General features: G+C 62.6%; 23 protein-coding genes. 7 read left to right on the top strand and 16 right to left on the bottom strand.

From position 1 onward, the window contains the following. The first annotated feature begins 67 nt into the window (after nt 1-67). Complete coding sequence (locus tag Q1A71_RS00670) at nt 68-1,201, top strand: polysaccharide biosynthesis/export family protein (protein WP_299670653.1); 1,134 nt, start codon at nt 68-70, stop codon at nt 1,199-1,201. A gap of 8 nt (nt 1,202-1,209) precedes the next feature. Further along, nucleotides 1,210-3,228: a capsular polysaccharide biosynthesis protein gene (locus Q1A71_RS00665; protein ID WP_299670652.1), complete on the top strand. Its 2,019-nt coding sequence runs from the start codon at nt 1,210-1,212 to the stop codon at nt 3,226-3,228. On the opposite strand, the gene ribD is transcribed toward Q1A71_RS00665, so the two are convergent. From ribD to Q1A71_RS00645, 4 genes are all read right to left on the bottom strand, one after another. Further along, on the bottom strand, nt 3,225-4,325 hold the full coding sequence (gene ribD, locus Q1A71_RS00660; protein WP_299670651.1) for a bifunctional diaminohydroxyphosphoribosylaminopyrimidine deaminase/5-amino-6-(5-phosphoribosylamino)uracil reductase RibD: 1,101 nt from the start codon (nt 4,323-4,325) through the stop codon (nt 3,225-3,227). The two genes, Q1A71_RS00665 and ribD, sit on opposite strands and share 4 nt — an antisense overlap. After that, nucleotides 4,322-4,789 (bottom strand): transcriptional regulator NrdR, encoded by a 468-nt coding sequence (gene nrdR, locus Q1A71_RS00655; protein WP_299670650.1) that lies wholly within the window; start codon nt 4,787-4,789, stop codon nt 4,322-4,324. The genes ribD and nrdR overlap by 4 nt, the downstream gene beginning before the upstream one ends. 129 nt (nt 4,790-4,918) lie before the next feature. Then, nucleotides 4,919-5,329 carry a secondary thiamine-phosphate synthase enzyme YjbQ gene (locus tag Q1A71_RS00650; protein ID WP_299670649.1) on the bottom strand — a complete coding sequence of 137 codons (411 nt, stop codon included), beginning with the start codon at nt 5,327-5,329 and terminating at the stop codon, nt 4,919-4,921. 11 nt (nt 5,330-5,340) lie between these two features. Beyond that, a complete protein-coding gene (locus Q1A71_RS00645; RefSeq protein ID WP_299670648.1) occupies nt 5,341-5,610 on the bottom strand; it encodes an HlyU family transcriptional regulator in 270 nt (89 codons plus the stop codon). A 233-nt stretch (nt 5,611-5,843) separates the two neighbouring features. Between Q1A71_RS00645 and Q1A71_RS00640 the strand changes: the two genes are divergently transcribed. Beyond that, the gene (locus tag Q1A71_RS00640) at nt 5,844-6,302 is read left to right on the top strand and encodes a hypothetical protein (protein ID WP_299670647.1); all 459 of its coding nucleotides are present in this window, start codon (nt 5,844-5,846) and stop codon (nt 6,300-6,302) included. A 23-nt stretch (nt 6,303-6,325) separates the two neighbouring features. Here the strand turns inward: Q1A71_RS00640 and rpoD are convergent, their stop codons facing one another. From rpoD to Q1A71_RS00595, 9 genes are all read right to left on the bottom strand, one after another. Continuing rightward, complete coding sequence (rpoD, locus tag Q1A71_RS00635) at nt 6,326-8,308, bottom strand: RNA polymerase sigma factor RpoD (protein WP_299670646.1); 1,983 nt, start codon at nt 8,306-8,308, stop codon at nt 6,326-6,328. A gap of 227 nt (nt 8,309-8,535) precedes the next feature. Continuing rightward, nucleotides 8,536-10,479 (bottom strand): DNA primase, encoded by a 1,944-nt coding sequence (gene dnaG, locus Q1A71_RS00630; RefSeq protein ID WP_299670645.1) that lies wholly within the window; start codon nt 10,477-10,479, stop codon nt 8,536-8,538. Nucleotides 10,480-10,545: 66 nt separating this feature from the next. Next, the gene (locus Q1A71_RS00625) at nt 10,546-10,851 is read right to left on the bottom strand and encodes a hypothetical protein (RefSeq protein ID WP_299670644.1); all 306 of its coding nucleotides are present in this window, start codon (nt 10,849-10,851) and stop codon (nt 10,546-10,548) included. A 36-nt stretch (nt 10,852-10,887) separates the two neighbouring features. After that, nucleotides 10,888-11,433 (bottom strand): sarcosine oxidase subunit gamma, encoded by a 546-nt coding sequence (locus tag Q1A71_RS00620; protein WP_299670643.1) that lies wholly within the window; start codon nt 11,431-11,433, stop codon nt 10,888-10,890. Then, nucleotides 11,426-14,365, bottom strand: coding sequence for a sarcosine oxidase subunit alpha family protein (locus Q1A71_RS00615; RefSeq protein WP_299670642.1), 2,940 nt, complete (start codon nt 14,363-14,365; stop codon nt 11,426-11,428). Before Q1A71_RS00615 ends, Q1A71_RS00620 begins: the two co-directional genes overlap by 8 nt. Beyond that, entirely contained in the window at nt 14,362-14,634 is a 273-nt protein-coding gene (locus Q1A71_RS00610; protein ID WP_299670641.1) for a sarcosine oxidase subunit delta, read from the bottom strand. The genes Q1A71_RS00615 and Q1A71_RS00610 overlap by 4 nt, the downstream gene beginning before the upstream one ends. A gap of 62 nt (nt 14,635-14,696) precedes the next feature. Next, the gene (locus Q1A71_RS00605) at nt 14,697-15,950 is read right to left on the bottom strand and encodes a sarcosine oxidase subunit beta family protein (protein WP_299671935.1); all 1,254 of its coding nucleotides are present in this window, start codon (nt 15,948-15,950) and stop codon (nt 14,697-14,699) included. Between the two features lie 97 nt (nt 15,951-16,047). Then, nucleotides 16,048-16,632: a DUF6151 family protein gene (locus Q1A71_RS00600; RefSeq protein WP_299670640.1), complete on the bottom strand. Its 585-nt coding sequence runs from the start codon at nt 16,630-16,632 to the stop codon at nt 16,048-16,050. Between the two features lie 78 nt (nt 16,633-16,710). Continuing rightward, on the bottom strand, nt 16,711-18,129 hold the full coding sequence (locus Q1A71_RS00595; RefSeq protein ID WP_299671933.1) for a Glu/Leu/Phe/Val dehydrogenase: 1,419 nt from the start codon (nt 18,127-18,129) through the stop codon (nt 16,711-16,713). A gap of 344 nt (nt 18,130-18,473) precedes the next feature. Here Q1A71_RS00595 and Q1A71_RS00590 point away from each other — a divergent pair, with 344 nt between their 5' ends. The 3 genes from Q1A71_RS00590 to Q1A71_RS00580 are packed head-to-tail and all read left to right on the top strand — an operon-like array spanning nt 18,474 to nt 21,204. After that, on the top strand, nt 18,474-20,066 hold the full coding sequence (locus Q1A71_RS00590; protein WP_299670639.1) for a TadE/TadG family type IV pilus assembly protein: 1,593 nt from the start codon (nt 18,474-18,476) through the stop codon (nt 20,064-20,066). Then, on the top strand, nt 20,063-20,638 hold the full coding sequence (locus tag Q1A71_RS00585) for a TadE/TadG family type IV pilus assembly protein (protein ID WP_299670638.1): 576 nt from the start codon (nt 20,063-20,065) through the stop codon (nt 20,636-20,638). Before Q1A71_RS00590 ends, Q1A71_RS00585 begins: the two co-directional genes overlap by 4 nt. Beyond that, the gene (locus Q1A71_RS00580) at nt 20,638-21,204 is read left to right on the top strand and encodes a hypothetical protein (protein WP_299670637.1); all 567 of its coding nucleotides are present in this window, start codon (nt 20,638-20,640) and stop codon (nt 21,202-21,204) included. The genes Q1A71_RS00585 and Q1A71_RS00580 overlap by 1 nt, the downstream gene beginning before the upstream one ends. Here Q1A71_RS00580 and Q1A71_RS00575 read toward each other — a convergent pair whose 3' ends face one another. After that, nucleotides 21,205-21,696: a hypothetical protein gene (locus Q1A71_RS00575; protein WP_299670636.1), complete on the bottom strand. Its 492-nt coding sequence runs from the start codon at nt 21,694-21,696 to the stop codon at nt 21,205-21,207. Nucleotides 21,697-21,729: 33 nt separating this feature from the next. Next, entirely contained in the window at nt 21,730-22,878 is a 1,149-nt protein-coding gene (locus Q1A71_RS00570; protein ID WP_299670635.1) for a DUF2235 domain-containing protein, read from the bottom strand. Nucleotides 22,879-22,989: 111 nt separating this feature from the next. On the opposite strand from Q1A71_RS00570, the gene Q1A71_RS00565 reads away from it, so the two are divergent. Beyond that, nucleotides 22,990-23,709, top strand: coding sequence for a tryptophan-rich sensory protein (locus Q1A71_RS00565; RefSeq protein ID WP_299670634.1), 720 nt, complete (start codon nt 22,990-22,992; stop codon nt 23,707-23,709). 86 nt (nt 23,710-23,795) lie between these two features. On the opposite strand, the gene der is transcribed toward Q1A71_RS00565, so the two are convergent. After that, nucleotides 23,796-25,274 (bottom strand): ribosome biogenesis GTPase Der, encoded by a 1,479-nt coding sequence (der, locus tag Q1A71_RS00560; protein ID WP_299670632.1) that lies wholly within the window; start codon nt 25,272-25,274, stop codon nt 23,796-23,798. Nucleotides 25,275-25,284 lie beyond the last annotated feature (10 nt).

The raw sequence follows: 25,284 nt of genomic DNA, 5'->3' as shown, positions 1-25,284 counted from the left end.
TGGCGCGAATAGCCCGGGAAAACCGGCGAGACGAGGCAGAATTCGAACAGGTCGAGGAGACCGCGAAGTGACAACTTCAGCTTATCGGTGGGCTCGGCCTATCGCTTTGGTGACGGCCTTGGCCGTTTTGGCGTCGTGCGGCTTGCCTCATGTTGGACCCAACAAGCGACAGATCTTCCAAGGCTCCGTGCAAAAGGAAGGCGATGCCTTCGTGGTGACAGTCAATGACAGGGTCACCCGTGCGACAGCGGTCGTCCCTGCACTTGGGTTCTCCGACAGTTTCAAGAATTCGGCCCCCATCGGATCGGATACGATCCGTCCCGGCGACATCCTCGGTCTGACCATCTGGGAGAACGTCGATGACGGGCTTCTGGCCGGTGAGACAGGCAACGCCACGCTGCTGGAAACCGTTCAGGTCGACGGTGACGGCTTTATCTTCGTACCCTATGCAGGCCGGATCCGTGCCGCCGGGAACTCTCCGGAAGCGATCCGCCGTATCATCACCTCGAAGCTCGAAGACCAAACCCCGGATCCACAGGTGGAAGTCCGCCGCGAGGCCGGCGACGGGTCCACCGTCTCGCTCACCGGCGCTGTGGGGGGACAAGGTGTCTATGCCATCGAGCGGCCCACCCGCACGCTTGCCACCATGCTGGCCCGCGCAGGCGGCGTCACCATCGAACCGGAGATCGCGCAGATCACCGTGATCCGCGGGCACGAACGCAGCCGCATCTGGTTCCAGGATCTCTACAACCACCCGGAGCTCGATATCGCCCTGCGCGGGGGCGACCGCATCCTCGTCGAAGAGGACACACGCTCATTTACCGCTTTGGGCGCCACCGGCGCGCAAGCCCGAGTGCCGTTCCAGTCGCAGAACCTGTCCGCCCTCGAAGCGATTGCGCAGGTTGGCGGCCTGGTGTCGGCAACCTCAGACGCGACCGGAGTTTTCATTTTCCGCAATGAGCCTCCCGAGGTGGCCGCACAGGTGCTTGGCCGAGAAGACCTGATAGGAGCACAGCGGATGATCTATCTGCTGGACCTGACCGAGCCCAACGGAATGTTCGTGGCGCGTGATTTCGTGATCCGCGACGGCGATACGATCTATGTGACCGAGGCGCCACTGGCCCAGTGGAACAAGGCCGTGTCTGCCGTCTTCGGCTCCCTCGTCAGTCCGGCCGCCTCAATCGACCAACTGGCAAACTGACCTGCCGCATGGCGCCGTCAGGCAACCCGAGCGCCGCCGGACAGGACACTGCCCGGCGGCTTTTCGTTTACAATGGCGGTTTCCTGACACAGCCGCGCATTCGCCGCATTCTGGCGCTCAGTGGATATCACATCAAACTGGGAGCCCCAGGGCCGGAGGATCTTGTCGGCGTCTGGGGCATGAGCCCAACGGCCCACCGCGGCGAGGCGGTCGCATCTCGGCGGGGCAAAGGCCTCGTGCGGGTGGAAGACGCATGGCTGCGCTCATTGCACCCCGGACGTCTGAAAGAGCCGCCGCTGGGTCTCCTCATTGATCACAACGGTGTGCACTATGATCCTTCCACCGTGTCGGATCTGGAGGCTCTGCTGAGCACGCACCCGCTCGATGACACGGCTTTGCTCGACACGGCGCGCGGATTGATTGACCGGATCAAAGAGGCCCATTTGACGAAATTCAGTGCGGTCGATCCTGCGCATCCAGCCCCGCCGCCCGGCTATGTGCTGGTTCTGGACCAGACGCAAGGTGATGCCTCGGTGATCGCATCCGGCGCTGACCGGAACCGCTTTCTCGAGATGCTGTTCATCGCGCAGGAAGAGCATCCGGGCGCACCCATCCTGATCAAGACCCATCCTGAGTCTGTCGCCGGCTTTCGGCCCGGCTACTTCGACGAGAGAAATCTTTCGGACCGCATCTCCTTTCTGACCGGTCCGATCAGCCCCTGGGTGCTCTTTGACGGTGCGGTCGGTGTCTACACCGTCTCGTCACAGCTGGGTTTCGAGGCCATCTTTGCGGGTCACAAACCGCGGGTGTTCGGCCAGCCATTCTATGCGGGCTGGGGGCTCACCGTGGATGAGTTCCCGGTCCAACGTCGCCAGCGCAGTCTGACCCGTGCACAACTCTTCGCCGCCACGATGATGCTCTATCCGACCTGGTATGACCCCTACAACGACGCACTCTGCGACCTGAACATGGCGATCGAGACACTGGCGGCCCACGCGCGCGGATGGCGCGAAGATCGCAGAGGCTGGGTCGCCTCCGGCATGCGGCTCTGGAAGCGAAAGCCCTTGCAGCAGATCTTCGGGCGATACATACCGCTGCGCTTCGAAAAGACCCCCGCAAAGGCCCGAGCGATGCAGCGGCCCTGGATGGTCTGGGCCAGCAAGGCGACAGACGACCACCGCGATGCCACCCGTGTGGAGGACGGGTTCTTGCGCTCCAAAGGTCTTGGCGCTGAGCTCGTGCCGCCGCTCTCGCTGGTGCTGGACGATCTGGGCATCTACTACGACCCAAGCGGACCGAGCCGCCTTGAACAGCTGATCACCCAGCGCGTGAACTTGCGACCCGACCAAGAGGCCCGCGCCAATGGCGTGATCCGTCAGCTCATCGACAAGAAGGTCACCAAGTACAACCTGTCCGGAAACGCCGGTGATCTGCCCGGCGGGCATCGCATCCTCGTGGTCGGGCAGGTGGAAGACGACGCGTCCATCACCAAAGGTACTGTAAAGGTGCGGCGCAACTCCGATCTGCTTGAAGCCGCGCGCGCCGCACACCCGACCGGCCAACTGATTTACAAGCCCCATCCCGATGTCGAGGCCGGGCTCCGGGCGGGGGCCTGCGATGCCAGCGCGCTGGCGGACCATGTCGCCTCCGGCGCCGATCCGGCGGTCCTGCTCAATCAGGTCCAGGAGGTCTGGACAATGACCTCTCTGCTCGGGTTTGAGGCTCTGTTGCGCGGTCTGCCTGTGACCACCCTTGGTGTGCCGTTTTATGCGGGCTGGGGGTTGACCACGGATCTCGGTGAGGTGCCGCCGCGCAGGCGCGCCAGGCCCAGCCTGGCCGGGCTGGTTCACGCCACGCTCATCGACTACCCCCGTTATATCGATCCGACAACGGGCCTGCCCTGCCCGGTGGAAATCGCGATTGACCGTCTGGCCGGCGGCGACGTGCACCACCGTTTCGCCGCCAATCGGTTGCTGTCGAAACTGCAGGGTTTGCTGGCTGGTCACGCTTACCTTTGGCGGCGCTAGGCCGACATCCGACGCCGCCAGACGTGCAGGATGTCTCGGCCCAGCCGTCTGCTTTCCGCCAATACGAACCGAGGCGCTTCGTCCAGATGCCCGAGGCCGAGGGCCCCAATGGACGGCCCCCCCTCCGCGCCAATAATCACCCCGGCGGTGAAGCCAATCAGCGTGTCGACCAGATCCGCCTCAATGAGGCTCGCCGATAAGGCGCCGCCCCCTTCACAGAAGATGCGTGTCACGCCGCGGCGGGCCAGTTGCCGCACCACATCCCGCGGGTCGAGTTGGCCTCCGGAGGCGTCACATGACACCAAGGTCGCTCCCAGATCCTGCCAGGTCTGCCTCAGCGTCGCATCCGCATCATGCCCGTGGCACAGGATCACTGGCACCTCCTTGGCGGTGCGGGCGAGCTTGCTCATCAACGGCAGGTCGAGACGCCGGCTCACGACGACACGCGCTGGCTGCCAGGAGATGCCGAGATCTCTCACCGTCAGGCTGGGATCGTCCTTGCGCGCCGTGCCACCGCCGACCATGACCGCATCATGACGTGCGCGCAGCCCATGCACGTAACGGCGCGCGTGAGGTCCGGTGATCCATTGGCTCTCTCCGCTGGCAGTCGCGATACGGCCGTCAAAGCTGCTGGCGAGCTTCAGCGTCACCAAAGGCCGATCCAACTCGACCCGGGCAAAGAAACCCGCGTTATCGAGTTGGGCCTCATCGGCCATCACGCCGCTCTCGACGGGGATCCCGGCAGCGCGCAGCATCTCTGCGCCCTGCCCGCTCACGCGCGGATCCGGATCCTCGGCTGCGATCACCACGCGCCTCACGCCCGCGTCAATCAGCGCTTGTGCGCAGGGCGGGGTTTTGCCGTGATGCGCACAAGGTTCCAGCGAAACGTAGACATCCGCGCCCTGTGCGTTCGAACCCGCCTGCCGTAGTGCTTCGGTCTCCGCATGTGGTCGTCCGCCCGGCTGTGTCCAGCCGCGCCCGACGACGCGGCCCTTTTGAACGATGACACATCCGACGGCCGGGTTCGGCCATGTGCGGCCAAGCCCGCGCCGCCCGAGCGACAGCGCAAGCGCCATGTATCGCGCGTCAGCGCTCACTCTTCTGTAGGAACGTCTGGCCGCAACTCGCTGACGAATTTGTCGAAATCATCAGCTGCCTGGAAATTCTTGTAGACGCTGGCAAAGCGAACGTACGCCACCGTATCTATCCGTGCAAGCGCCTCCATCACGATCTCACCAATGGTCTTGGAGGGAATATCGGTCTCGCCCATGCTCTCCAGCCGCCGCACGATGCCCGAAATCATCTGGTCGATCCGGTCGGGGTCGATGGGGCGTTTCTGCATCGAAATCCGGATTGACCGCTCCAGCTTGTCGCGGTCAAAGTCCTCGCGTTTTCCATTTGATTTGATCACGACGAGGTCCCGCAGCTGCACCCGCTCATAGGTTGTAAAGCGCCCCCCGCAGGCCGGACAGAACCGCCGCCGCCGGATCGAGACATGGTCCTCCGCTGGCCGGCTGTCTTTCACCTGGGTGTCAATATTTCCGCAAAACGGGCAGCGCATGGGCCGTCTCCCCTTGTTTTTCCGCCTCTTTGTGGGATCACCGCCCCACTTATCCACACTTATAGGCGCGCAACTAAGTTTTGGGTAGGGGGGAAATCACTGCCGAAATGTGGTAGGCGGTCACAAAGCTCATCCGTTGCGCAGAAAGGACACCGCGACCTGTCGTTGGTGCGGCCGGTCGCGGTGCTCAAAGAGGTAGACGCCCTGCCATGTGCCCAAGGCGAGGCGTCCATCGGTCACCGGGATCGACAGATGCGTCGGCAAGAGCGCGGCCTTGATGTGCGCGGGCATGTCGTCGGGACCCTCGTAGGTATGGGTGAGATAGGACATGGACGGATCGGTGCTCGGCGGCACCAGGCGCGCAAAGAAATTGGCGAGGTCCGTTCGCACCTCGGGGTCGGCGTTTTCCTGAATGAGCAGGCTGGCGGACGTGTGGCGGATGAACAGCGTCAGCAGCCCCGAGCCGGTGGTGTGCGGGGACAGCTGATTGGTAAATTCATACAGTCCCGGGCCGTGAGTGGCGATGGAGATCTCGGCCAACTGGCCGCCAGTCACCGAAAGAGCCTCTCACCCTGCTCATCGATGACCTGTTTGGCCTTGCGGATGCAGGCCTTCTGCGCCTCCCCCAACCCTTGCAGCGTATCCGCCCGCACCAGCTTGTGGCTGAGCCTCTCTCCGTCGACTTCTTTCTCGATGGTCGCGGCGACACGGTAGGTATTGCCCTCGGCAATGGGCGTGGGGGTGATCTCAAACCCTTCGTAGGTTTCTGTGAGCGTCTTGGCTTCAGCGCTACCGCCAAACAGTTTTTTGAAAATTGACATATGATCTCCTCTGCCCGGTGGAGTTTGTGTCGCAAGACGCCCGGGCGTATTATGCATCGGTCCGGCACACTTTGCATAAAAATTTCGGATGACAGCCGCGCATGTTTTGTCGCTCTTTCCCCCCCAATGGGGCACGTCGACTTCCAGCCTGCCTGCAATCATGCGACAACCAGCCAGGAGCGACAAGCCGCCATGCCGGGGGCTGCGCCGCAAGATGCGAAAGCAAATGGAACATGACATTGATGGTGCAATTCTCTGAGTATGCATCAAGGCCCTTGTTGCTCCTCACGCTGATCTGCCTTGGCAGTTCTTGCCCAGCCGAGCCCATGCAGATGCTGACATCAGAGGACCTTGAAGCGGAGCTGCCCGGCACACATCTTTTTGGTCACCTGATGGGCAGCGACCTTTCGTTTGACGAATGCATCGAACCTGACGGCGAAACAGTCTATCGCTTTGCGCCGGAGTCAGCCGAGATTGGGTATTCGAACCCCGGACAGATGGTCATCACTCCGCTGGCGCAGGCGTGCTTTTCCTATCCCCCCGACAACGACCCAAATCCGTCCTGCTTTCGGGTATTTCGATATGGAGATGGCTATGTGTTCGACGCTGTCGGTGCCACCAGCCGGTTCGTCGTCACCAAAGTACTGCGTGGTATAGATATCTGTCCCGATCCTGGCGCGCTAATTGGCTAGGATCGGGAGCAGTTCGACCCGACCTATTGATCCAGAAAGCTCCTGAGCTTCCGTGACCGGCTCGGATGCTTGAGCTTCCGCAAGGCCTTGGCTTCAATCTGGCGGATACGTTCGCGGGTCACGCTGAACTGCTGGCCGACCTCTTCGAGCGTGTGGTCGGTGTTCATGCCGATGCCGAACCGCATCCGCAGAACGCGTTCCTCGCGCGGCGTGAGGGAGGCCAGCACGCGCGTCGTGGTTTCCTTGAGGTTCTCCTGAATGGCGCTGTCCAAAGGCAGCACGGCATTCTTGTCCTCGATGAAATCGCCCAGCTGGCTGTCTTCCTCGTCACCAATCGGTGTCTCCAGCGAGATCGGCTCCTTGGCGATCTTCATCACCTTGCGAACCTTCTCCAGCGGCATCTGCAGCTTCTCTGCCAGTTCTTCCGGCGTCGGTTCGCGGCCGATCTCGTGCAGCATCTGACGTCCGGTGCGGACCAGCTTGTTGATCGTCTCGATCATATGCACCGGGATACGGATTGTGCGCGCCTGATCCGCAATGGACCGGGTGATCGCCTGACGGATCCACCAGGTGGCGTAAGTGGAAAACTTGTATCCACGCCGGTACTCGAATTTGTCTACCGCCTTCATCAGGCCGATGTTGCCTTCCTGAATAAGATCAAGGAATTGCAGCCCGCGGTTGGTGTACTTCTTGGCAATCGAGATCACCAATCGCAGGTTCGCCTCGACCATTTCCTTCTTGGCCTGACGGGCTTCTTTCTCGCCCTTCTGGACCTGCTGCACGATGCGGCGGAATTCCGAGATATCGAGACCCACGTACTGGCCGACTTGTGCCATGTCCGTGCGCAGCTCTTCGACCTTGTCGGTCGAGCGCTCGATGAACATCTGCCAGCCGCGCCCCGGCTTTTCGGCCATGCGCTCCATCCAGTTCGGGTCGAGCTCATAGCCGCGGTATTCGTCAATGAACTCGCGCCGGTTGATCCGCGCCTGATCCGCCAGCTTCACCATCGAGCTGTCAATCTGCATGATGCGGCGATTGATGCCGTAGAGCTGGTCGATCAGCGCTTCGATACGGTTGTTGTGCAGGTGCAGCTCGTTCACCAGCAGCACGATCTCGGAGCGCAGTTTTTGATAGAGTTCCTCATCCGACGCGCTGAACGTGCCGTCCTCGTTCAGCGTCGCCGAAATGCGGCTGTCCTGCATCTCGCTCAGCTTCACATAGTCTTCGGCGATGGTATCGAGCGCTTCGAGCACCTGCGGCTTGAGGGCGGCTTCCATCGCGGCCAACGACATGTTGGCCTGATCGTCGTCGTCATCATCATCGTCCTGAGCGATCGGGTTGCCATCGGCATCGAGCTCGGGGCCTTCGTCTTCTTTCTTTGCGGTGCTGCCATCAGCGGCCACAACGGGCTCTTCCACCGCGCCGTCTTCATCCATCTGATTGCCGAAGGTGGCTTCCAGATCGATCACATCCCGCAGGAGGATGTCTTCCGACAACAATTCGTCACGCCAGATCGTGATCGCCTGGAACGTCAGCGGGCTCTCGCAGAGCCCCGCAATCATCGTGTTGCGGCCCGCCTCGATGCGCTTGGCGATGGCGATTTCGCCCTCGCGCGACAGCAGCTCGACCGAGCCCATCTCGCGGAGATACATGCGGACTGGGTCGTCTGTGCGGTCGAGCTTCTCGGAGGTGCCGGAGCCAAGCGCGACCTCGCGCGTTCCTTCGGTCGTGGTCAGCTCGGTTGAACCCTTCGCCTCTTCCTCCTCGGCGTCTTCGTCCTCGATGATGTTGATGCCCATTTCGGACAGCATCGACATCACATCTTCGATTTGTTCGGAGCTCACCTGATCCGGCGGCAGCACGGTGTTGAGCTGATCGTAGGTGATGTAGCCCTTCTCGCGGGCCTCGCCGATCATCTTCTTGACGGCGGCCTGGCTCATATCGAGAGAGTGGCCGGCGTCCTGATCGTCAGGTTTGGAGTCGGTGTTGCTGTCTTTGGCGGCCATTCAGTACTCCTCACGCATCTGTCGATTCGCTTGCCCGAATCACTAGGGAATCATCTAGTGGTTTTGGGTGATTCGGCCACCCGTTTACCTTCTTTTTCTGGAGGTTTCCCGTTCAAATATGGTTAACCCTCCGGTTTGTGGTGCTTTCCCGCACCACGCAACGCCCTTTCAGACCACCAATATCGCGGTGTGATTCGCGACACGACGCCTCATATCTGCCAACCTGCCTAGGATTTCTCCGTCTTCTCGATCCCGATCTGGCCCAACAGATCATCCAATCTGCGCCTCTCATCGCGGCTGAGGACGGCGCCATTGTCCGCGACATCGTACTCCGCCTTGTCTTCCTGGCCGCTGCGTCGCGCACGATCTGCCGCCTGCGCGGCTTCCGACAACCGCCATGTCAGCCCTTCGTCGGCCACACCATCGAGATCTTCCATCGCGTCGATTATCTCGGCATCCAATCCGCGTTCACTGTGAAGTTTCGCCAGTTCTCCGGCGACTGTGAGCCGCGCCTTTTCTGTATCGCCCGGAACGCGGATGCAGGGCACGATGGCGACATGGCGTTGCGTCAGCAGCTTTTCAAGTACCTCGGCCCCAAGCGCATCAGCGATACGATTGCGCAGCGCTTCCGAATCCAGCGCCATGTTCTCCAGAAGCAATGCGCGCAGGCCGGCATGAACGGGGTCATCGCAGCGCATCTGTTCGATACCACTTTCGAACGTTTCAATGATCTCGGGGCAACTCACCAGAACGGCCAGAATGACGGCTTCGCGCAAGTGCTCAGGCGTGTGCGCGTCGTCCGCCGTCGCCAGTATCGACGCCTTCGTCGAGGCCAAAGCCGATGCCGGTGTTGACGTCCAGTGACGGCGCCCGCGACCGCCCTGATTGGCGCGAAACAACTGCCAACGTAAGTCCTTGATCTCCTGGCCATAATGACTGCGGATCGACGGGTCCTTGATCTGCATGATCTTGTCCCGCAGCGCCTTGTCCAGCGCGGCCTTCCGCTCCGGGCTGTCGAACACCTTGCCCTCTGTCTCCCGCTCCCACAGCAGTCGAACCATCGGCAAGGCGTCCTCCAGCAGCTTTTGCAACGCGGGCGCGCCGTCTGCGCGCAGCAGATCATCGGGGTCCTTGCCCGCTGGCATGATGGCAAAGCGCAATGACTGTCCAGCCTGCAGGAGCGGCAAGGCTAGATCGATCAGCCGCATCGCCGCCCGCAAACCGGCCGTGTCCCCATCCAGCGCCACGATCGGTTCTGGCGCTATCCGCCAAAGCATCTGCAGCTGGTTTTCCGTGATCGCTGTGCCCAGAGGCGCCACCGCCGCTTCAAATCCATACGAGGCCAAGGCGATCACATCCATATAGCCTTCAGCCACGATCAGCGGTTGCCCTTTGCCCGCCGCAGTGCGTGCAGGGCCCTGATTGTAAAGACTGCGCCCCTTGTCGAATAACTCCGTTTCCGGGGAGTTCAGATATTTGGCATTGTCATTCGGGTCCATCGCCCGCCCGCCAACGGCAATCGCACGCCCCCGCGCGTCACGGATCGGAAATATGATGCGCCCGCGGAAAGTGTCATACGGCTTGCCGCCTTTGCTCGATGGCTTGGCAAGACCCGCGTCGAGGATCAGCTTGTCTTCGACAGCCTTACCCTTCAGGTGGTCCCAAAGCCCCTGCCATTGATCGGGCGCAAAGCCGATCTCCCAGCGCTCCAATGCCTCTGCGTCCAATCCGCGCCGGTCAAGATAGGCGCGGGCCTCCGCGGCCGCCCCGGTATTGAGCTGCAGGCGAAAGAACTTCACAGCCAGTTCCATCACCTCGGCCAGTTGGCTGCGCTTGTCGGCCTTCTGCTGCGCCTGCGGATCGCGCGCGGGCATCTGCATCCCGGCTTCGCGGGAAAGGATTTCAACGGCCTCCATAAAGCCCACATTCTCCGTCTCGCGCACAAAGGAGATGGCATCGCCCTTCGCATGGCAGCCGAAGCAGTAGTAAAACCCCTTGCGGTCATCCACATGGAAGCTGGCCGATTTCTCCTGATGGAACGGGCAAGGCGCCCACATGTCGCCTTTCGCCTGATTGGACTTGCGCATGTCCCACATGACCTTGCGCCCGACCACCGAGGTCAGGCTCAAACGAGTACGCAATTCATCGAGAAATCCGGGCGGCAGACTCATCCCGGAAGTATCCGTGGGTGAGCCGACAGAGTCTAGTGGCACCGCCGCTCAATTCGCCATAACCACTTACTGATCGAGTTTAAGGCACTCCTGATACCACCAGCCCTTCAGATCCTCCTTTTTAAGATCCGCGCGCTTTTTCTCATAGATCGCGGGTGCAAGCAAAGGTATGATATTGTTGTACTTTTCCGGCCAAGGCGCGTCTTTGGAAAGAGCTGCCGGCAGCTCACGTTCCTTAACACCATCAAGTCGAGCTTGCTTTATTGCTCCAACTACGTCGGCCTGATAGCCGCAGCTCACTTCCTTTTCGCTTTGGGCAAGGGCCGGGACCGCCGTCAGGGCCAGCGCCCCCGCCAGAACAAAACGCACCATGTCGATATCTCCGCCTCAATGTCGATTGAGCGTAGTCTACCCCCGCGCAGCGACGGCTTCCATAGCCAGTTTGAGGTCATGGACCAGCGTCGGCGCCATCGCGCGAAAGACGAGGATCAGGAAGCTGTCGGGACCAAGGCGCGTCACCGATCCATTCATGTGCTGGACCAGGGTTCGCACGCTGTGCCCGCGCTTGAAGGTCGCGGCCCGCAGATCAACCGGAACAAGACGGGCCAACGCTGCCTCGGCCCCTGCCCCCGACGCGGTCACGGAGGCCCAGGCATCGGACTGATCGGTCAGCGCCGCGTGCACCGCAAGCGTCGCATCGCAAGACGGCCCGGCCAACAGGGCCATATCCCGCCCGAACCAGATCGCGCGGGCGCCCTCCTTGCCAGTCATGCGGTTCGCGCCGGGAAACGCCATGCCATGCGCGGTTTTCAGCGCGTCGGACGTCGCGGCGGCCTGCCCGGCATAGGGTGCAATGGTGGTCAGCACACCCAGATCGACCTCCTCGACCCTGACCGCACCGATCTCAAGCGGCAACAGGCCGGCGCATGGGCTCTTGGCAACAAGCTCATCCACGGGTGCGGCCTCCTTCGGGGTCCACGAACACGGGCGCGCAGACCTCGACCTCCGCCTCCAGACCGCGCATGTGATCCACACAGCGGATCACCTCGCCCAATCGCTCGGGGCCGCGTTGGAGAAAGCCGAGCGCGATATGATGGCCCAGCGTCGGGGAAAAGGCCGCTGAGGTCGTGTAACCTCGGCTGTTGTCACGCCTGAACTCAACCCCAAGATCAAAGAGATGCGCACCAGCCGTCAGCTCCGCATCCCGCCCCACGGGCTTCAACCCCACGAGTCGCTCACGATCAGAGGCAACAAGCCCCTCGCGCGCGGCCATCGTTTTGCCGATGCAGTCTTTCGTTGCACTCACCATCCCTGCAAATCCAATATCAAAGGCGGTCGTGCGCCCATGGATCTCCGCATGGGTGATGTGACCCTTCTCGATCCGCATAACGTTCAGCGCCTCCATCCCGTAGGCCCCGCCTCCCATCGATTCGGCGCGCTGCACAAGGCATTTGAACAGGCTCTCGCCATAGCGTGCGGGCACGGCGATCTCGTAGGCATGTTCACCCGAAAAGGAGATCCGAAAGAGCCGCCCGGACACGCCGGAAACCGTCACTGGCCCACAGGCCATGAAGGGCCAGTTGGCATTGTCGACCGTCGTCTCCAGCATGTCATTCAAGAGATCACGCGATGCAGGCCCCGCGACGGCAAACTGCGCCCATTGTTCCGTCACGGAGGTGAAACGCACATCCAGGTGCGGGCACAGCACCTGATGCACGAACTCCAGATGTCGCATCACGGCACCCGCCGCCGCCGTGGTCGTGGTCATCACGTAATGCTGATCACCAAGCCGCGCGGTGGTGCCATCATCCATCACAAAGCCGTCTTCACGCAGCATCAGACCATAGCGCACCCGGCCCACCTTCAGCGTCGAGAAGGTGTTGGTATAGACAAAATCCAGAAGCTCAGCCGCACCCTCGCCCTGAATGTCGATCTTGCCAAGCGTGGACACATCGCAGATGCCCACGGCGTTGCGCACATAGCCCACCTCACGGTCGCAGGACTCGCGCCAATGGGTTTCGCCCTCTGCCGGGAAATAGCTGGGCCGGTACCACAGCCCCGCCTCGATCATCGGTGCGCCGCGCGCGAGGCTTTCCGCATGGGAGGTGGTGAACCGCTGGGGCGCAAACCCCATACCTTGCGCACCCGCACCGAAAGTCGCGAGCGAGACGGGCGAGAACGGCGGGCGGAAGGTCGTCGTCCCGGTCTCCGGAATGCCCCGCCCGGTCGCGTCCGCCAGCACCGCGAGTGCCGCCACGTTGGAGTTCTTCCCCTGGTCCGTGGCCATTCCCTGAGTGGTATAGCGCTTCATGTGTTCGACCGACGAGAAGTTCTCGGTCGCCGCCTGTTTGATATCCTTCACCGTCACGTCGTTCTGAAAATCGATCCAGGCGCGCCCCTTCCCCGGCACCGCCCAGAGCGGCGCGAGCTGGTAGGGATCATCCTCCGCCGTGGGTACGGCCCGGCTGCGCGGCGGGGTCAAACCAAGGACCTTCAAGGCATCCCCCGCCGCTGCGGCCCCGTCGGCCAGACAGGCTGATGTGCTGAAGGCCCCGTTACACGCGCCCACAGCCACGAGCCCCGGGATACTCTCCGGCGTCGGCACAAAGCTCGCAATGTCATCCCGCCACGTCGGACGCCCATTCATATGGCAGGTCAGATGCACCGTGGGGTTCCAGCCGCCCGATATGGCCAGGCAATCCACCTCGATGTCCTTGCTGCCACCGGAGGTCTTGACCGAGACGCGTTTGAGTCCCAACCGCCCCGCGCTGCCGGTCACAACGGCCCCAGCATAGACCGGATAGTCCGCGTCCCTGACCTGAGCGTCAGCCCGGCTGTCGATCAGCGCAGCCACTTCGACCCCTGCCGCATGCAGATCGGCGGCGGTGCGGTGCGCGTCATCGTTGTTGCCAAAGACGGCAACCCGCCGCCCCGGGCTTACGCCCCAGCGATTGAGATAGGCCCGCACGGCGCCCGCTGTCATGATCCCGGGCCGGTCGTTGTTCTCGAACGCCACCGGTCGCTCAATGGCGCCCGCCGCAAGGATGACCTGCTTGGCCACGATCCGCCAGAACGTCTCCAGAACAGCGCCTTCGGGCCGGTTCCCTCGGTGCCCGTTCACCCGCTCCACCGCGGCATAGGTGCCGTGGTCATAGGCGCCGACCGCCGCCGTCCGCCGCATCAGCCGCACATTTTCCATTTCACCCAGTTCCGCGACGACCTGCGCTGCCCAATCCGACCCTGCCAGACCATCGACCAGAAAGGTCTCCGCATTTAGCCGCCCGCCAAAGACGCTGTCCTCCTCGACCAGCAGCACGTCGGCGCCAGCCCGTCCCGCCGTCAGCGCCGCCATCAACCCCGCAGGGCCAGAGCCGATGACCAGAAGATCGCAGAACGCATAGACTTTCTCGGACCGATCCGGGTTGTGCGCGCCGCTGAGCGCCCCCAGACCTGCGGCCCGGCGGATGATCGGCTCATAGAGCCGCTCCCAGAAGCCGCGCGGCCACATGAATGTCTTGTAATAGAACCCCGCCCCGAGGACCGGCCAGGCCAGATCGTTGAGCGCCATCACATCCGCCTTCAGCGATGGCCAGGCGTTCTGGGGCCGCGCCTCCAACCCGGGATAGATCTCCTGCACCGTGGCCCGCACATTGGGCTCCTGAGCGGCACCTCGGCCGATGGTGACCAGCGCGTTGGGCTCCTCGCTGCCCGCGGTCAGAACCCCGCGCGGGCGGTGGTACTTGAACGAGCGCCCCATCAGCCGCACACCCTTGGCCAGGAGCGCCGACGCCAGGGTGTCACCCGCAAATCCGGTGTGCCCCACACCGTCGAACTGAAAGCGCACAGGTGTTGCGCGATCAATCAGCCCTTTGCCCTCAATTCTCATGCGCCGCGCTCCGTCCCGTCGGTGACCAAAGACACGCTGAGCACATCGTGGGTTGTGGTGTTCCGCTCCGCCACAAGCCAGGCGCCACACCCGGCCTCGTGCTGCCAGAGCTCGCGCCGCACGCCCGCGGGATTATCCCGCAGGTGCACATAATCGTCCCAGGCGTCCACCCCGGCGTCAGGCGCCGGGCGGTAGAGCGCCACAGCGTCTCCCTGATAGTAGAACTCGCGACGATCCCGCGCGCCGCAGATCGGACAGGTCAACCGCATGGGTGCGTCCCTCCTGTCGTCCAACCCAGATCTATCAGCGCACCACGCACGTTCAGCCGCTCCTAATGCAGATTATGCTGAGAGCCCGTGCCCTCTTCATCCAGAATGCCCCGCCCGGTGCGGAACCGGTCCAGCCGAAACGCCTGAGCGTCCGTGTGATGCCGCCCCGTCGCCATCAGATGCGCAAAAGCATCGCCCGATGCAGGCACCGCCTTGAAGCCGCCGTAGCACCAGCCGCAGTTGAGGAACAATCCATTCGTATCCGTACGGTCGATGATCGGCGAGCCATCGGGCGTCATGTCCATGATCCCACCCCAACTGCGCAACAGCTTCGCCTTGCCGATCATCGGCATCAGCGTCATGCCCGCCTCCATCACATGCTCCGCCGTGGGCAGGTTCCCCCGACTGGCATAAGAGGCGTAGAAATCCAGATCGCCGCCGAACACGAGGCCACCCTTGTCCGATTGGCTGATATAGAAATGTCCCATACCGAAGGTAACCACATGGTCGATACAGGGCTTCAGCCCCTCGGTCACGAAGGCCTGTAGAATGTGGCTCTCGATCGGCAGGCGTAGGCCCGCCATCGCCGCCACCTGCCCCGAGCGTCCAGCGACCACGATCCCCACCTTCCTGGCCCGAATGACGCCACGGGTTGTCTGCACCCCGCGCACACCGCCGTTTTCTATGTCGATCCCAGTGACTTCACAGTTCTGCAGAAGGTCCACGCCCCGTTGATCGGCACCCCGGGCATACCCCCAGGCGACCGCATCATGCCGGGCCGTCCCACCTCGCGGATGGTAGAGCCCGCCATAAATCGGGAACCGTGTGTTCTCGAAATCGAGATAGGGCAGATGGTCCCGCACGCCCTCGCGGTCGAGCAGGATGGCGTCATCCCCCTGATTGACCATCGCATTGCCGCGCCGCACGAAGGCGTCGCGCTGCCCGTCTGAGTGGAAGAGATTGATCATGCCGCGCTGCGAATGCATCACGTTGTAGTTCAGATCCTCCTCCAGCCCCTCCCAGAGTTTCAGGGAATGGCTGTAGAACTCCGAGTTTCCCGGCAAGAAGTAATTCGCACGCACAATCGTCGTATTGCGGCCGATGTTTCCGCCGCCGATATAGCCCTTCTCCAGCACGGCGATGTTTGTCATGCCGTGGTTCTTGGCCAGGTAGTAAGCGGTCGACAGACCGTGCCCGCCCCCGCCGATGATCAGGGCATCGTACTCGGACCTCGGCTCCGGATCGCGCCAGTGAGGGCTCCAGCCTGTGTTGCCGGTCAGACCTTCCTTCAGAACGCGCAGGCCCGAAAACTTCACCATGTGCTCCCCTTATTACCGGCCCGACCCTAGCAGCAGCCCATTGACCGCTCCGCGACCAAATCCGACCTATGATGTCGCGGAAAGACCCTCGGCTCTACTCTGCGTAGGCGGCGGCCCGCTGCTCCGGAGCGAGGATGACGGGAGCGGCGACCGGCGCGCCCGACGCGTCGAAAAACGGGCTCCTACGCGCGGTGCCGTTCAGATAGGCCGCAAGAGACCGCTTGAGCAGCCCACCGAACATCCGACCGAGACCCTTGTCGCGCCGCGGCCCGCCTGGCAGCGCGGCCTTGGTAAAGCCGTGGGTGGTCACCGGACCGAAGGCCTCGGTGCTCTCGAAGAGCGGTCGCCACATGCCGGCAAGCGGCATGCGCGACGACCCAACCGTATTGGCCAGCGGCGTGTTGCAGCACGCCGCATACCAGCGATGAAGCCCCTTGGGCGACAGCCGCACGCAGGCGATCTGGTCCGCCCCATCGGTGATTTCGATCCGCGCAGGCAGAACCTGCACCAAGGGGCTGCCACCCCCGGGTTCGAGGGCCTCCATCTGGCCCATATGCCGCGCGAAGGCGCGACAGTCCTTGCAATAACACAGCAGGTGGCACCCCGTCTTCGGAGATGCCTCGTGCAACACACCTTTCAGCGCACCGCAGGAACAGGAAAACCCAACCGTCGTCATCATCCCACCTCTTCGCAAAAGCGGCGCGGCGATTTCGGGCCACGCCGCGCTCGGCGAGACGTTACGGCGGTGTCGGAGCCGTCACAAGCCCTTGGCGCGATAGCTGGCTGCCACCCGGTCAATGGCCACCAGATAGGCGGCCGTCCGCAAATCTTCGACGTCATCTCGCGCATGCCAGACCTCGGCCATCGCCTGATAGGCGATGCGCATGGTGTCATCGAGGCCGGAGCGCACAAGCTCCAGCTCATCCGCGCCGCGCAGGTACTTTTCCTTGAAGTCCGGGCTGAGCTCCCAGTTGAATTCCTTGTCACGTGACAACCGCTCGAGCTCGCTCACGATCAGCTGGTGGCGCGATTCTTCCTGCCGCCGTCCCATCCGGCCAAAGCGGATGTGGCTGAGGTTCTTCACCCATTCGAAGTAGCTGACCGTCACACCACCGGCGTTGGCGTACATGTCCGGAATCATCACCACCCCGCGCTCTCGCAGAATCTGATCCGCCCCGGCGGTTACGGGGCCATTCGCCGCCTCGATGATCAGCGGTGCCTTGATCCGATCAGCATTGCGCAGGTTGATCACCCCTTCCAGCGCCGCCGGGATCAGGATGTCGCAATCCTCCTCCAGAACCTGGGCCCCGTCCTTCACGTGGTGCATGTCGGAATAGCCCGAAATGCCACCATGTTTAGCAATCCACTCACGCACCCGCTCGACGTTCAATCCGTCGGGATTGAAGAGCGCGCCATCGCGTTCGATGATGCCGGTGACGATGCTGCCATCTTCTTCGCGCAGGAATTTCGCGGCGTGATACCCCACGTTGCCGAGGCCCTGCACGATCACCCTCTTGCCATCGAGATCGCCGCTCATGCCCGCTTTCTTCACGCCCTCCTTATCGCGGAAGAAGGCGCGCAGGGCATATTGCACGCCACGGCCCGTCGCCTCGACACGGCCTGCGATCCCGCCTGCATTAGGCGGCTTGCCGGTCACACAGGCGTTGCCGTTGATATCGGTGGTGTGCATGCGCTTGTACTGATCCGCGATCCACGCCATCTCGCGCTCGCCCGTGCCCATATCCGGCGCAGGCACGTTCTGGGAGGGGTTGATCAGATCCCGTTTGATCAGCTCATAGGCAAAGCGGCGCGTGATCTGCTCCAGCTCATGTTCGTCCCAGTCACGGGGGTCGACGCAGAGCCCGCCCTTCGAGCCGCCAAACGGCGCCTCCACCAAGGCACATTTGTAGGTCATCAGTGCGGCCAGCGCCTCAACCTCATCCTGATCGACGTTCAGCGAATAGCGAATCCCGCCTTTGACAGGCTCCATATGCTCCGAATGCACGGACCGGTAGCCGGTGAACGTGTGGATCTTGCCCCGCAGCCGCACACCAAACCGGACCGTATAGGTTGCATTGCAGACCCTGATCTTCTCCTCCAGCCCCGGAGAGAGATCCATCAGGCCAACGGCCCGATTGAACATCTGATCGACGCTGTCTCTGAAGCCCGGTTCCATGCTGTGCTTGTTCACTGTCTTTCTCCTGTTGGCCGTCACTGTTCTGCATCCGGTGACAATCGCACCCTAGGACGGTGAGTCGTTCATTGCCAGTTTTTTGGGCGAAGTGTGAATTTCGAATAAACACAACCGTGGCGATCATAGTCCAGGCTACGGAAACAGTCTGACGCTACGCCTTCGGATCGTTTCCGGCAGACCCCCCAGAAGCCCGTCGATCCGCTAAAGTTTTACGTTCTTTGCGCCACCCTCCGTGCTTCCGCCCGCTTTTCGCCACATTGGCCCAGCATAACCAAAGGTCAATTCTCAATGGCCAATGGCCGTGCAATGAAACGAGTTGGACCCGCATGACACAGATGTCGCAGGAGAGACAGGATAACCACGAGACAGGGCCAGAGGGCCTGTTGGAGTTCGCCGGGAACGAAGATGGTGTCATGACCATCTTCTCGATCTTCATCATGCTGATGATGCTGATGGTCGCAGGTATCGGCGTCGACCTGATGCAGAACGAGATGCGCCGGACCGCTCTGCAGAACACGGTTGACCGTGCCGTCCTCGCCGCCGCTGACCTCGACCAGACCCGCCCGCCGACCGCGGTGGTCGAGGACTATTTCGACAAAACCGGGCTCCGCGAGTTTCTGACCGATGTCGACCCGCAGGCCGGGCTGAACTACCGCACCGTCACCGCCGAAGCCTTCATGCGCACCAATACGCAATTCATGTCGCTGCTGGGGGTCGATACGCTCCCCGTCCCTGCCTTCAGCCAGGCGGTCGAAGATGTCCCCAACGTGGAGATTTCCCTCGTGCTCGACATCTCGGGCTCGATGCGCTTCTCGAACCGCATGCAGAACCTGCGCCCCGCAGCCAAGGAATTCATCGACATCGTCCTTCTCGGACCCGCTGCCAACACCACCTCGATCAACCTCATCCCCTATGCGGGTCAGACCAATCCCGGTCCGTTCATGTTTGATCGCCTGGGCGGCATTCGCTATTCCGCAGAAGCCCTCGACGAGGATGAGGGCGGCAGGAACGAACTCTTCAACAACACACGGCTGCCCGCTGACGAAGATGCTGGCGAGGGCAGCGATCCGGACGTCCGGTATGTCTATCCGAATGTCTCGTCCTGCATTGATTTCGACCTCTACAACAACCTTGACTTCCTGCACGACGAGCTGCCTTCGCAAAACAACTACGAACAGACCGCGCATTTCATGAACTGGCGCATCGCCAGCGAGATCATCCGCGACGCAGACGGCGATCCGATTCTCTTTGACGAGAATGACGAGCCGATCGAGGAAGGCCAGCCGGGTGGCACACCCCGTAAGGTAATGGACTGGGGCTGGTGCCCGCAGGATCAGACCTCGATCATCTACGCCTCCAACAACGCCACCCAGCTGAAGCAGCGCATCGACACCATGCGCATGCACGACGGCACTGGAACGCACTATGCGATGAAATGGGCGCTCGCGCTGCTAAACCCAGACTCGCAACCGGACTTCGCAGAGATGGCGCGGCCTGCCAACAACCTCGTGCCGCCGCAATTCGCGGACCGTCCGCTGCCCTACAACGACACCGAAACCGTCAAATACATCGTGCTGATGACAGATGGCCAGATCACCGAGCAAGTCCGCCCGAAAAACACGATGCACCAGGAGAACCCGACCGTCGAACTGAACGACCGGAAATCCGACCGTAAGCAGATCACGTCGCAGTCGACCAACGTGACGAACTTCAAGAGGCAGTGCGACCTGGCGAAAGCCGCTGACCGAAACGTGGTGATCTACACCATCGCCTTCGAGGCGCCCGGCACACCCGAGGATCAGATGAGGTATTGCGCCTCCAGCCCCGGGCATTTCTTCCCGGCAACCGGCAAGGCTGAAATCGCCGCGGCCTTCGCGACCATCGCACGCCAGATCAACGAACTGAGGTTGACCCAATGATTGGCCGTATCTCTTCCTGCCTGACGCGCTTCCGCAAGGACGAAGAAGGCCATATGATCATCGAGTTCGCACTCATAGTGCCGGCTGTCTTCAGCCTGTTCCTCGCCTCGGTTGAATTTGGCATCTACTCCATGCGGCAGATGTTTCTCGACCGCGGGCTTGACCTCGCCGTGCGCGAAATTCGCCTCAACACGGGCATTGATGTGGACGACGACGGTGTCATCGACCTCGACCATGACGCCGTGAAGCAGAAAGTCTGCGACTACGCAGGCTTCCTGAACACCGGTGTGTCCAACAACTGCGACAACACCCTGCGCCTCGAAATGGAGCCAATTGACCCCTACAATTATGTCGGCCTGTCCACCGACGTCGACTGTGTCGATATCTCTGAGCCGATCAACCCGCCCCGCGGTTTCACCAACGGGGTGGAGCACCAGTTGATGATCATGCGCGCCTGCGTGAAATTCGATCCGGTCTTCCCCACCACCGGCCTGGGCCGCGCCTTTGAGGCGGACGGCGCCGGCAAGGTCAAGATGATCTCCATGTCCGCCTTCGTGCAGGAGCCGATCTGATGCGCCGCCCCGCCCTGATACCGGTACGCCGGGTGCTGCGGCGGTTCTCGCGGCAAGAGCATGGCAATGTCGCGCTCGAAGCGGTGATCATCGCCCCGATCCTGTTCTGGGCCTTCATGGCCACGGTAACCATCTTCGACGCCTACCGCCAACACAGCATCAACCAGAAGGCAGCCTATACGATTGGCGATATGGTCTCACGTGAGGACCGCGCGTTGACACCTGCCTATCTCAACGGCGCCCGGCAGCTCTTTGACAGCCTGGCACGATCGGCGCAGCCGTCCAGCATCCGGATCACCTCCGTCCGTTACGATGCGGTCAACAACCGCTACCTCAGAAGCTGGTCAGAGCGTGTCGGGCCGGTGGCAGCGGCCACCGAAGACGAGGTCGAGGGCTGGAACGTGCGGCTGCCGATCATGCCGCATGACGAGGAGATCACTGTGGTGGAAACCTGGGCGCGCTATGCGGCCCCCTTCAACGTTGGCATCATTGATCACGACATCCACAACTTCATCTTCACTCGGCACCGCAGCAGCGGCAGCAACACCTGGGATCCGGACGCCTGATCAGCCCTCAGCCTCACGTTCGGCCAGCATCACGGCGATGATCTCGGCCATGTATTTGGTCTGCCGCCCCGGTGTCATACCCCCGACCCCCACGCGGCGCCCGACGCGCCACCACAGGCCCGGACGCCACTTTCGCGCATCCGGTGTGTCGAGGCGCAGCAGAAAGCCGTTCGATGGCTTGAAGGCGAAGGCACCCCGGTCGATCCCGATGATATTATCGACCTGAGCAATCATCAGGCCGCCGCGCTCGCGCAGCTCCGTTCGGGTCAGCTCCAGCACATGCCCTGTCGAGCGCCGCATCGCATCCGCAACCAACAGTGCCGTCACACCCAAAGCGATGAGAAACATCCGCCAGCCAAAACTCGGTGGCGTGAGGAAGGCGATATAGATCACCAGAACGCCAAGAAACCCCAGCATTCCAATGCCCAACACGCGCCGTCCCAGGGATGCTTGCACGGTTGCCAGCACCTCCGGCTCTGTTTCGCTCTGCATGATCGCACGCCTCGTCGGTTGCCTCCCGGCCTCCTACCGCGCGGTGCGATCCACGTCCAGCCGTGACAACCCCGGCATCAGCCACCGAAGACTGCCCGGGCGATAATCAGGTCGCGCTGCAATGCGCAGCCGGGCGCTGTCATCCAGATCACCGGCCCGCCGCGGCCCCTCGCGCCAACGCAGGCCCATGGGAAGCAACCGGTAAATCCAGCCGTGGTCTCCGATTTCGGTGGTTGCAACGGTTGGGTCAGGGACGATCTGCGGAAGAGAGAGGCCCGGTTTGAGCTGCAAGCCCTGTGCCGCAGCGCCCTGCCAGATCCAGGCCAGTGTCAGCTCGGTCAACTGGCGCGTCCTGGCAGAGCCGCCCACGACCCCATGGTCGCCGACAAACCACATCTGCTGATACGGGCGGTCCGGCCCCTCGGCGCCACGGTTCAAACCGGGCCCCGCATCGCCGTCATCGAGATTGTCCCAAAGACTCGGTGCATAGGGGCGCCGACGCTCATCCAGAGCGACGGCATGGCGGGCGGATTCGACCAGATGCGACAGCCGAGTATCGTGAAAGGCATATCGCATATTCCACCGCGCCGCCCACCGGCCAAACAGGCTTTCTGGAATGCCGAGCGCGCCTACCGTGTCCCAGACGCCCACGTAAGCGATCCGCACCAGGCAGCTTTCACCGCCACGCGCCATTGCGTCCACCTGGCTAGTGGCGAATTTCGGCGACAGGCGCTGCCGTGCGGCCCGAATATGCGGTGCATCCGGCGCATTTTGCGGCCCACGCCGCCGGTAGAGCCGAAACGCCCGGCGCAGGTTTGCCGGGGTCGGATCCGCCAGGATACCGCATTTTCGGATCATCCCGGCCAGCGATCGGGCGGTGTAGGCTCCCCGCGAAAACCCGAAGATCAGGATCTTGTCACCCGGCCGATAGCACCGGCAGAGCGCGAGATAGGCCGCCTTTATGTTGCGGTTGAGCCCCCATCCGAAAAGCCCGCCTCCCCATTTGCTGAGCCAGCGCCCCAGATCGCTGACACGCCCGGTACCGGTTCCGACGCCTTCGAAGTACATCACCTTCTGCTGGAGGTCGCGGGCACAGGCCGTGGACAGCCTTAAAACATGGGTCGCGCTGCCCGCTGTCGCCGAGTTCCAGGTGCCGTCGCAGAAAATCGCGATATGTGCCATTTGCCATTTCCCTTCGCTGCCCTAGAGATGACAGAAGGGTCATCGCAGCCGCTTAACGCGGCGTACGCACCGGTAAGGCGGTGTCACACAACCCGACGAAAGGATGCCTTGATGTCGCCACGCCTGCTTGCCCTGTTGACCTCGGTGCTGACGCTCAGCTTTGCAGCATCGCCTCTGCTGGTGACCGATTTCGGCGGGTTTGAGCCCGATCAGTTCCCGATACCCCAGGTCGATCCACCGGTGCAGCCCGCGGGATATGCGTTTTCGATCTGGGGGGTGATCTATCTGTGGCTGATTGTGGGCATGGGGTTCGGCCTGCTGCGCCGCGCGGACGACCCAGAGTGGCAGGCGATGCGTGCACCTCTCTGCATCTCGCTCGCCGTGGGAACGATCTGGCTGCCCGTGGCCGTGCGCAGCCCGGTCTGGGCCGCGGTGCTGATCTGGGTGATGCTGATCAGCGCGCTCTCCGCGCTCTACCGCGCCCCGCGCACGGATCGCGGATGGGCTGCCTATCCCGTAGGGCTCTATGCCGGGTGGCTGAGTGCCGCGAGCTGTGTATCGCTGGGGCTGGTCTCCGCCAGCTACGGCTATCTTGAGGCCTCGCCCGCCGCGTTGATCTTCGTGTTTGTGGCGCTGGTGCTGGCCTCGGCAGTGCAGTCGACCCTGGCGCGCGCGCCCTCTTATGCGGTGGCGGTGATCTGGGCGCTGGTGGCAGTCGTGGTGCAAAACCTCGCCGGCGATCAGATCGTCGCAGCTCTGGCCGCCGGCGGCGCTATCGCCCTGGTGATGCCCGCGTTCAAGGCTTGGCGGGCTGAGCGCAAAAGCCCCTAGAGGTGGCCTGAAAGCCCACCTTACCTGCCTGCTGCTGACATCCGAATTGGCAGGTTGGGTGGGCTTTCAGGCCACCCTTGGTCGCATCACTCCTTGCGCCGCCCCTCGCTGTGCTTGCGCAGCTTCGACGGAGCCGCCTTTTTCCGCCCCTTGTAAGGGTTCGCCTCATTCTGCCCGCGCATCCACAGCCGGATCGGGGTGCCCGGCATATCGAAGTCCAGCCGCAGCCCGTTGACCAGATAGCGATTGTAACTCTCCGGCACCTTGTCGGGATGGCTGCACATCACCACGAACCCTGGCGGCCGCGTCTTGGCCTGTGTCATGTAGCGCAGCTTGATGCGCTTGCCCTGTGGCGCGGGCGGTGGATGCGCCTCGACCATCCCCGAAAGCCAACGATTGAGCTGCGCTGTCGTCACCCTGCGGTTCCACACCTCATAGGCGCGCAGGATTGCGCCATGCAGCCGGTCGAGCCCGCGCCCGGTCTTGGCCGACACCGTGATCAGCGGCGCCCCGCGCAGCTGCGGCAGCAACCGCTCGAAACTCTCCTTCAGCTCTTTCAGCTTGCCCTGCCGGTCTGCCTCGATGTCCCACTTGTTCACCGCAACCACGACCGCGCGCCCCTCGCGCTCCGCCAGATCGGCAATGCGCAAATCCTGCTGCTCGAAGGGGATCGCCGCATCCAGCAGCACCACCACGACCTCGGCGAATTTCACCGCCCGCAAGCCATCGCCCACCGACAACTTCTCCAGCTTCTCCTGAACTTTCGCCTTCTTGCGCATCCCTGCCGTGTCGAAAATCCGCATCGGCAAGACCACCCCATCAGGGCCCACCCAATCGGTCCGCAACGAAATCGCATCCCGCGTGATCCCCGCCTCCGGCCCGGTGAGAAGCCGCTCCTCCCCCAGGATCTGGTTGATCAATGTCGACTTGCCCGCATTCGGGCGACCCACCACCGCGACCTGCAGCGGCTTCTTGGCCGTCGGCATCGGGATCTCGGCCTCCATATCCCCCTCGTCCTCATCGAGGGTGATATCCGTTTCAGGCGCGTCCTCGGCGGCGCGTTCCGCAAACTGATCGGCCAGCGGCATCAGCTGCGCGTAGAGATCATTGAGACCCTCACCATGTTCCGCCGACAGGCGAATGGGCTCGCCCAGACCCAGCGAATAAGCCTCGAGCACACCGGCATCCGCCGCAGCGCCTTCCGCCTTGTTCGCAGCCAGAATCACATGGGCCGAGCGTTTGCGCAGAATATCGGCAAAGACCAGATCGGACGGCGTGATGCCCACCCGCGCATCCACCATGAAGAGACAAATGTCCGCCATATCCACCGCACGCTCGGTCAGCCGCCGCATGCGGCCTTGCAGGCTGTCGTCGGTGACTTCCTCGAGCCCCGCGGTATCGATCACGGTAAAGCGCAGATCGGCCAGCCGTGCGGCCCCCTCGCGCAGATCACGGGTGACCCCCGGCTGATCGTCGACCAAGGCGAGCCGCTTGCCCACCAGCCGGTTGAACAGCGTGGATTTTCCGACGTTGGGACGCCCCACAATGGCGAGGGTAAAGGACATGTCACAGGCT

The organism is uncultured Roseobacter sp. (genome assembly GCF_947493125.1).
In the GTDB taxonomy this organism is placed as follows: domain Bacteria; phylum Pseudomonadota; class Alphaproteobacteria; order Rhodobacterales; family Rhodobacteraceae; genus Roseobacter.
This window is presented reverse-complemented; position numbering and strand designations above follow the sequence as displayed.

Coding starts and splice junctions, on each gene's coding strand:
- Q1A71_RS00665 (WP_299670652.1), top strand. CDS start 1,210: ATGGCGCCGTCAGGCAACCCGAGCGCCGCCGGACAGGACACTGCCCGG.
- nrdR (WP_299670650.1), bottom strand. CDS start 4,789: ATGCGCTGCCCGTTTTGCGGAAATATTGACACCCAGGTGAAAGACAGC.
- Q1A71_RS00645 (WP_299670648.1), bottom strand. CDS start 5,610: ATGTCAATTTTCAAAAAACTGTTTGGCGGTAGCGCTGAAGCCAAGACG.
- Q1A71_RS00640 (WP_299670647.1), top strand. CDS start 5,844: ATGACATTGATGGTGCAATTCTCTGAGTATGCATCAAGGCCCTTGTTG.
- rpoD (WP_299670646.1), bottom strand. CDS start 8,308: ATGGCCGCCAAAGACAGCAACACCGACTCCAAACCTGACGATCAGGAC.
- dnaG (WP_299670645.1), bottom strand. CDS start 10,479: ATGAGTCTGCCGCCCGGATTTCTCGATGAATTGCGTACTCGTTTGAGC.
- Q1A71_RS00625 (WP_299670644.1), bottom strand. CDS start 10,851: ATGGTGCGTTTTGTTCTGGCGGGGGCGCTGGCCCTGACGGCGGTCCCG.
- Q1A71_RS00615 (WP_299670642.1), bottom strand. CDS start 14,365: ATGAGAATTGAGGGCAAAGGGCTGATTGATCGCGCAACACCTGTGCGC.
- Q1A71_RS00610 (WP_299670641.1), bottom strand. CDS start 14,634: ATGCGGTTGACCTGTCCGATCTGCGGCGCGCGGGATCGTCGCGAGTTC.
- Q1A71_RS00600 (WP_299670640.1), bottom strand. CDS start 16,632: ATGATGACGACGGTTGGGTTTTCCTGTTCCTGCGGTGCGCTGAAAGGT.
- Q1A71_RS00595 (WP_299671933.1), bottom strand. CDS start 18,129: ATGGAACCGGGCTTCAGAGACAGCGTCGATCAGATGTTCAATCGGGCC.
- Q1A71_RS00590 (WP_299670639.1), top strand. CDS start 18,474: ATGACACAGATGTCGCAGGAGAGACAGGATAACCACGAGACAGGGCCA.
- Q1A71_RS00585 (WP_299670638.1), top strand. CDS start 20,063: ATGATTGGCCGTATCTCTTCCTGCCTGACGCGCTTCCGCAAGGACGAA.
- Q1A71_RS00580 (WP_299670637.1), top strand. CDS start 20,638: ATGCGCCGCCCCGCCCTGATACCGGTACGCCGGGTGCTGCGGCGGTTC.
- Q1A71_RS00575 (WP_299670636.1), bottom strand. CDS start 21,696: ATGCAGAGCGAAACAGAGCCGGAGGTGCTGGCAACCGTGCAAGCATCC.
- Q1A71_RS00570 (WP_299670635.1), bottom strand. CDS start 22,878: ATGGCACATATCGCGATTTTCTGCGACGGCACCTGGAACTCGGCGACA.
- Q1A71_RS00565 (WP_299670634.1), top strand. CDS start 22,990: ATGTCGCCACGCCTGCTTGCCCTGTTGACCTCGGTGCTGACGCTCAGC.
- der (WP_299670632.1), bottom strand. CDS start 25,274: ATGTCCTTTACCCTCGCCATTGTGGGGCGTCCCAACGTCGGAAAATCC.